This is a genomic window from Xylophilus sp. ASV27 (genome assembly GCF_016428875.1).
GTDB lineage: Bacteria > Pseudomonadota > Gammaproteobacteria > Burkholderiales > Burkholderiaceae_C > Xylophilus.
Window position 1 is genome coordinate 1 of record NZ_JAELTO010000159.1, and the last position, 7,282, is coordinate 7,282.

At 63.1% G+C, this 7,282-nt stretch carries 8 protein-coding genes and 1 pseudogene; 3 read left to right on the top strand and 6 right to left on the bottom strand.

The features are described 5' to 3' along the window. Positions 1-95: 95 nt before the first annotated feature. The 5 genes from JHD63_RS21100 to JHD63_RS21120 form a co-directional block, all read right to left on the bottom strand. The gene (locus tag JHD63_RS21100) at positions 96-662 is read right to left on the bottom strand and encodes a DUF2239 family protein (RefSeq protein WP_198972767.1); all 567 of its coding nucleotides are present in this window, start codon (positions 660-662) and stop codon (positions 96-98) included. Positions 663-719: 57 nt separating this feature from the next. Continuing rightward, complete coding sequence (locus JHD63_RS21105) at positions 720-2,096, bottom strand: MATE family efflux transporter (RefSeq protein ID WP_198972768.1); 1,377 nt, start codon at positions 2,094-2,096, stop codon at positions 720-722. A 20-nt stretch (positions 2,097-2,116) separates the two neighbouring features. Next, a complete protein-coding gene (locus tag JHD63_RS21110) occupies positions 2,117-2,728 on the bottom strand; it encodes an AAA family ATPase (protein ID WP_198972769.1) in 612 nt (203 codons plus the stop codon). A gap of 137 nt (positions 2,729-2,865) precedes the next feature. Then, entirely contained in the window at positions 2,866-3,405 is a 540-nt protein-coding gene (locus JHD63_RS21115) for a hypothetical protein (RefSeq protein WP_198972770.1), read from the bottom strand. Then, a complete protein-coding gene (locus tag JHD63_RS21120) occupies positions 3,402-4,094 on the bottom strand; it encodes a helix-turn-helix domain-containing protein (RefSeq protein ID WP_198972771.1) in 693 nt (230 codons plus the stop codon). The genes JHD63_RS21115 and JHD63_RS21120 overlap by 4 nt, the downstream gene beginning before the upstream one ends. Before the next feature lie 58 nt (positions 4,095-4,152). On the opposite strand from JHD63_RS21120, the gene JHD63_RS21125 reads away from it, so the two are divergent. The 3 genes from JHD63_RS21125 to istB all read left to right on the top strand — a co-directional run bounded on the left by JHD63_RS21125 (position 4,153) and on the right by istB (position 6,878). Then, positions 4,153-4,419, top strand: coding sequence for a helix-turn-helix domain-containing protein (locus JHD63_RS21125; protein ID WP_198972772.1), 267 nt, complete (start codon positions 4,153-4,155; stop codon positions 4,417-4,419). Between the two features lie 184 nt (positions 4,420-4,603). Beyond that, the gene (istA, locus tag JHD63_RS21130) at positions 4,604-6,109 is read left to right on the top strand and encodes an IS21 family transposase (RefSeq protein WP_198972773.1); all 1,506 of its coding nucleotides are present in this window, start codon (positions 4,604-4,606) and stop codon (positions 6,107-6,109) included. Between the two features lie 19 nt (positions 6,110-6,128). Beyond that, positions 6,129-6,878, top strand: coding sequence for an IS21-like element helper ATPase IstB (gene istB / locus JHD63_RS21135; protein ID WP_198972774.1), 750 nt, complete (start codon positions 6,129-6,131; stop codon positions 6,876-6,878). Positions 6,879-7,142: 264 nt separating this feature from the next. Here the strand turns inward: istB and JHD63_RS21140 are convergent. Further along, positions 7,143-7,282 (bottom strand): annotated as a pseudogene (locus tag JHD63_RS21140) (transposase); the annotation flags it as partial.

Consider the following 7,282-nt stretch of genomic DNA (forward strand, 5'->3'; position numbering starts at 1 on the left):
CCCGACTGCACTCGACGCTGGCCTACGTCAGCCCGATGCAGTTCGAGCAGGACTGGCTTGCCAATCAACCAAGGCAAGCCACCTCATGAGCTCAGCTATGGGATACGGATTCCAGGGGCAAGGTCACGCGGACGATCTCCTGCAAACAGCGCACGGGTCGCTTCCTCAAAAGTCTCCAAGCTGCTGGCGATTGCAGACATGAACTTGTAGGCCGCTTCGCGGGACTTGCGAGCAGTATCGCGGCCAGCGTTGGCACGACGGGCTTCCTCTACCAGTTTGCGTAGCGCCACGGATGCGCCACCCGGTTGGGTGTTCAGCCAGTCCCAGTGGCGAGGCAGCAAGGTGACCTCTCGCGCGACCACGCCGAGCTTAGGGCGTCCGCGCGTACGGGGTCCGTCGGCTGAGGCCTCAGGCGCTGATGCCTCGTCGCCAGGCGCCGAAGTGCCGTGCGAGCTGGCGTAGCGCAGCGCAACGTCTTCAACGCTGCCTCGAGTATCAATGTCCAGCAGTTCGCTGGTCCGCGCATCAAAGAGCAGGATCGGTCGGTGTTGGCCCCTGTCCACTACTCGTTTGATCTCAGTGGCTACGTCGGCGAGCGGGCCGGTGGCGAGCCGCTGCATTCCGTTGAATGCGATGTAAAGGCTTGATAGACCGTCATGCATGTTGCTGACTCATTCGGTTTGATATGGCGCGAATTTGCCGTGAAGTGGCCGTCGTTGTCATGTCAGCCGCTCGATCTTTCTATGTCGCCATACCCCAAAATAGAACGAAATTTGCAGGACCAGCATCGTGCCGAAAGCAATGGGATAGGCTATCCATACACCCTTGAGTCCGTAGTGCGCACTCAGCGCATACGCGCAAGGTAATTCCACGAGCGTGATGCTTGCGACCGAAATCGCCACCGGCACAAGCACTGTGCCGCTGGCTCGCATGATGCCGCCCACAATGGATTGAAAGCCGAACAACACCATGCTCCACAGCATGACGTGCAACAGGTCCTCCGCGACCAACAGTGTCGGCGTCTGGGTGATGAACAGGCCGAGGATCTGGCGTGAGAACCAATAACCAAGCCCAACTAGCGAGCCGACGATGACGACGTTGAGGAGAAGACCAGTGCGCAAGATGACACTAAGCTGCTCCACTCGGCCCGCGCCGATCGCGTGCGAGCCCAGAATGGAGGCTGCAATTGCAATGGACATTGCCGGGAACAGCACGTAGTTCACGACCTGATTCACGGCGCCATAGGCTGCAGTAGCTCCCGAGCCATAGCGATTGACAAGCGAGAGAATGGCCAATTCCGCCAGCGAGATCACAACCATTTGAACGCCGGTCGGAAGCCCTATGCGCAGAACTCGAACCAGGACGAGCATGTTGGGGCGCAATGCCCGCCACAATGCCAGATCTGGGGCCAGCGCGTGTCTGTTTCTCCGCAGGCGCAGGATAAGAAATCCCAGTGCGAGAGCATTGGCAATGATGCCAGCTACTGCGGGGGCGAGGATGCCCAGCTGTGGCAATCCCACCCAACCTCGGATCAGGGCCGGCGTGAAGAGCATGCCGGCCCCAGTAGAAAGCAGCGAGGCCAACAAGGGGTTCAGTGAATCGCCGACACCGCGCAAGAGTTGCGTGGACGAGACGAACACGAGCAAGAGCGGCAGGGCCAGCATGACCAGGCGTGCATAAGCCTCGGCGTCCTGCAGCACGTCTGCAGGCGTTTCCAGGGCTACCAGCGCATGGCTTGCAAACAAGCCGCCAAGGATGGCCGCTGCCGTGCCGATGAGCGCGCAAAGGAAAAGCGTGCTACCCGCAACAGTCTTGACCTTCTCGAGGTCGCGCGCACCCCATGCTTGTCCGATGAGGACTGAGGCACCTGCCCCAATGCCTATGAGCAGCGAGACGAAGAAGAACACGATGGGGAACATTCCGGACACAGCGGCCAGTGCGCGGGTGCCGAGCATTTGTCCGACGTAGATTCCGTTGAACGTGCTGGCGAGGGCCTGAAGAATGTTTGCAACCACCATCGGCCCAAGGAATGCCAAGTACGTACGCCACAGCGCGCGCGGCACAGGCAATGTCGCAGCCGAGTTGGGCAGACTCATCGAACTGTTTGGGGCACGCATCAGGTTTTCAGAACATTGGCGTGCGCCATTTCTGCCTCGTCGGGTGCCTCGTACTGGCTTTCCATCATCTCGAACATCGCTGGCGAGACCGGAAATGCGAACGTGTCCCCGCGCTCGGCATTGCGCGATTGCACTCGCTGACGCCGCGTCTGAAGGTCAGTGCTCACAAAGTGCGTTTGGAATGGCAAGGCGGCTTGTGCGGCCATTTGCGAAAAGCGCAGCCGATCCGCGGCTTTCATGCAACCTATGTCCAGCACGACGTCCATACCTTGCCGTGCGACAGTGACAGCCGTCTTCCAGATACGCGCCTCACAGCGTCGCACCCGTTGCATCACCCAGGAAAAGTCCAACGGCGGCGACATGTCCGGGCCGTACAGGTCAAGCATCCATGGATCGATAGCAAAGCAGACGCCATTGATCTGCTTGGCTAGAGTATTTGCATGTGTGGACTTGCCCGAACCCTGCGGGCCAAAGACAAGGTGAAGCGTTGCAGCGGGCCGGGAAGGCGACTCAATGCGGCTTGCCGGGTCGGTTGGAGGTAGCGTTTGTGAGTTCATGCGATATTGTACCCGGCTTTTATTGTTTTTGCCCGGATAAAAGTAGCTGGCCACGAACTCAGTATCGGAACGCTTACCTGAGGGAGAAGAGCCTCGGCAGAACCGGCTGGCAATGGTTCAACAGCCGGCGAACCACGGATGGCGCGCCGCCTTAGGACGTCCACTACCGATCTTGCGCCGAGCAACAGGCCTCAGGCGTCTGACAGGCCCCTCACCCAGCGCCAGGGCGCCCAGAAGAGCTTGTTGACTGCCCACATGGAGTTGAACCAAAGAGCGGCGACGGTCACCGACCCCAAAGACTGTTTCCAGGAAGGTGCGTTGGACAGATTGATGACCAGGATGGTGCTACCAAAGAAGAACGCCAGGATGACCGCATAGAACCAAGCCGCTGCGGGAACCAGTCGATCTGGCACCAGCTTCGCGCCCTCCCGGTTGATGCGGAACTGCCCTGAGCGCCGCAGCCAGCGGCACTCGGCATCGGTGAGGCCATGTTGGCGCTTGAGGGCGATCACCTGCTCCCGCGCGGGCCGTGGCACGTCAATGCCGAAGCGGTAGTAGAACAGCCGCTCGTTGTCGATCGCCTCTTCATCGAGCTGGTCCGATGGAGTCGTTGCCAGGTACACCTTGATCGAGTCCGGGACCCTGCTTTCGTAGTAATCGCGGCCAGCGATGCGGCTGCGCTCGCCCAGGTTGAGCTGGGTGATGGCCGACCCTTGCCCGCTGTCGCTCATCGCTTGCGCCGGCCGTGCTCATGGAAGTCACGCCCGGCAATCCGCTGGCCCTTTCCGGTGTTCACCTGCACAAGCGATGGCTCTGCCTCGGCGCCTGTCAGGGCGGCCAGCCGGTCCACCGGCTTGCGAGCCTCAAAGTGGGCCACGGCCGCCGCCAGCAGGTTGCGCCGCTGCGAGACGGGGTCTGTCGCCCACTGGTGGCCGTTGTACAGCTCGACCGCAAGATCGAGATCGCCGTCCTCCGGGGCAACGCGATCCAGCAGCACCTTGAACGCCTGATCGTCCGCCGCTGCCGCCAGTTGGCCCTCGCGGATCAGGAGCAGCAGCGCCCGGGCTGTGGCATCTTGCTCCATCACCGCCGCCCTGGCCACGGCGATTTGCAAGCGGATGGCACGGAAGAGGTCATGGCGAATGCCGGCGCCGCCGATCATCGTGCCCTCGCCCGACAGCAGCCAGTCCACCGACACGCCGAACGCCTCGCGCAGACCCATCAGCATCTCGACGCCCGGTCGCTTGACCCCACGGAGCACATCGCTGACGAAACCTGCGGACGCGCCGATGCGCCGAGCCAACTCGGCCTGGCTGACCCCGGCATAGGCCACGACCTGGGCAAGACGTGCCGGCAGCGCCTCCAGCGAGGCGGCGGCGCCTTGCGATGTTGATCGCCTAGGCGTATATTCTGTTTCCATAGAGAACGACAATCTACTGTTTGTGCTCAATCTACTCGCAACTGACGAGACTGTCACCATGGACGGGATCGACATCGCCTACCGACTCAAGCGCCTGGGCGTCAGCCAGTCCGACATCGCACGCGATCTGGGGGTTTCAGCCAGCGTGGTGGGCAACGTGATCCACGGGCGGATCTCCTCCTTCGAGGTGGCGTGCCATGTCGGCAAGCTGATCGGCCTGTCGCCGAGTGAACTCTGGCCGCAGCGCTACACGTTCCGGCCGCGCGGGCGCTCGCCCCGGCGGCGGGGCGAGGCCACAGCAGAGCCCCCCATGCCGGCGGACTGATGACCCGACCCGGAACACGCAACAGGCGCCCAAACGCAAGCGGCCCACAGCGCAAACTGTGGGCCGCCTACGGGATCGGATCCAATGAAGTGGGGACTTCAAGTTGGATTTTCCGACCCGTCGCTTGGACTGTCAAGGACGGCCTGCCCGCCGTCGAGGAACGATGGTCAATCGGAGAATCCACATGCGCAAGATCCGCGAGGTTCTGCGGCTGTCTCACGGTTCGCTGCTGAGCCGCCGCGCTGTCTCGATGAGCTTGGGCGTCTCACGCGACGCCGTGGCGGACTACCTGCTGCGCGCGGCGAACGCGGGGCTCGCCTGGCCGCTGCCCCACGACCTGGACGATGCCGAGCTTGAGCGGCGGCTGTACCCCGTCGAGCCAGCGACGCGGGCGCGCCGGCCGGAGCCGAACTGGGCGGACGTGCACCGAGACATGCAACTGCCCGGTGCGACGCTGCAGCAATTGCACGCCGAGTACCTTGCCGTCCACCCCGACGGCATGCAGCGCAGCCAGTTCTGCGCCCTGTATCGAAGGTGGTGTCGCAGCCTCAAGAGCTACCTGCGGCAGACGCACCTGGCCGGCGACAAGGTGTTCGTCGACTACGCCGGGCCGACCATCGCCGTCCATGACGCGGCCTCCGGCCAGATCTTGCGAGCGCAGGTTTTCGTCGGTGTCCTCGGCGCCTCCAACTACACGTACGCCGAGGCCCACTGGTCGCAGACCCTGCCGGACTGGATCGCAGCTCACGTGCGCATGCTGGAGTTCTTCGGCGGTGTGCCGAACTTCATCGTATGCGACAACTTGAAGAGTGCTGTCACGCGGGCGAGCCTGACGGAGCCGCTGGTCAACGACAGCTACCAGAACTTCGCAGCCCACTACGCCACGGCGATCCAGCCAGCCCGTGCCCGGCACCCGAAGGACAAGGCCAAGGTGGAAGGGCATGTGCTGATCGTCGAGCGATGGATCCTGTTCCGGCTGCGCCGGCGGGTCTTCACCAGCCTGGGCGAGCTGAACGATGCCATCCGGGAACTGCTGGTCGACTTGAACAGCCGGCCGTTTCAGAAGCTGCCCGGCAATCGCCGCAGGGCCTTCGATAGCCTCGATTGCCCGCACCTGCGTAGCCTGCCGACCGCGCCCTACGAGTACGTCGAGTTCCGCAGGGCGCGGGTGGACATGGACAAGATGGTCAACGTGGGTGGGCGACTGTTCTCGGCGCCTGCCAAGCTGGTGTCGCAGGTGGTCGATATCCGCGTGACGGCGGCCGTTGTCGAGTTGCTGTTCGGTGGTCGTCGTGTGGCCAGCCATGTCAAGACGCCCGGTGACGATGCGGTCATCGACCCGACTCACCTGACGCCGGCCGAGCATGCCTTTGGCATGTGGACGCCCGACCGTGAGTTGCAGTGGGCCAGCGGTATCGGTCCACAGACCATGGCGTTTGTCGAACAACGACTGGCCGCCGGTGGCGGCAAGACGGCCGGATACCGCCTGGGCCTGGGCATGCGCAAGCTGAGCACCGAGTTCGGCACCGACCGCGTCGAAGCGGCGTGTGCCAAGGCCGTCAGCAGCGGTGCCACGTCCGTGGCCAGTGTGCGCGCCATTCTCGTGAACCGGCTGGACATGCAGGGAGCGCGCACGACCGAGGCCAACTTCCTCCACGAGAACCTGCGTGGCTCCGAGCACTACCACTGAACAGACACCAAGAACACTCATGATGACCAACGACACCGTGCGCAAGCTCAACGAACTCAAGCTCTTCGGCATGGCGCATGCCTTCTCGCAGCAGATCGAATCGGCAGCGAACGGCCACCTAAGCTTCGAAGAGCGCATCGGCCTGATGGTCGACCATGAGGTGACCTACCGCGATGACAAGCGTCTGCGGCGCTTGCTGGCCAACGCGAAGCTGCGCGAACCGGCGTGCATGGAAGACATCGACTACGGGGTCAAGCGTGGGCTCGATCGGTCGATCATGGCGTCGCTCGCCCTGTGCAACTGGATCCGACATGGGGTCAACGTCATCGTGACGGGGGCCACCGGCCTGGGAAAGACCTGGATCGCCTGCGCCTTGGGCAACCAGGCCTGCCGGCAAGGGATGACGGTGAAGTTTGAGCGCGTGCCGCTGCTGCTGGAAGAACTGGCCATCGCGCACGCCGACGGCACCTTCCGCAAACGCATTGCCGCCATCGGCAAGCTCGATCTCCTGATCATTGACGATCTGGGCATCAACACGCTGACTGCGGAGCGACGGGCCGATCTGCTGGAGGTCATCGAAAGCCGGTCAGGAACGCGGGCGACCGTCGTCACCAGCCAGTTGCCGGTTAAGCGTTGGCACGACTATCTGGCGGACGGGAACCCTACCGTCGCTGACGCCATCATGGACCGGGTCGTGAGTGGCGCACATCGAATCGAACTGGTCGGGGAGTCGATGCGGCCAAAGCGACGGCGCTCGGCGGCTGCGTAAATGCAACTGCGAACCTTGCGGCGCCAAGAAAACAAGTGTGCCGGCGGAGGCCGGCAAGAACAGCCTGCGCGCTGAACACGAGTTGCCCACCGCGGCGGTCGGCCGGTTCGTCGCAAGCGCCGACCGACCGCCGCCGTGGACAACTCTGCGCTGAGGGGCTGCCAACAGGTCAATAGCGGTGGCGGAATCGAATCGGAAACGGTGGCGGGTTTGAACTGGAATGGCTGGTGGGTTTGAATCGGAACAGGTGGCTGTTTTGATCGGAATACGCACCGAGTGGCGGCCCTTCTTCGGGAACCCGGTGTCGTCGATGATCCACCAGCCGCCCTGACTGAAGTCCATCCTGGGCATCACCCACTGGCACACGCGACGCAGCATCTGCGTGTCGGACCACTCGGCTTTGG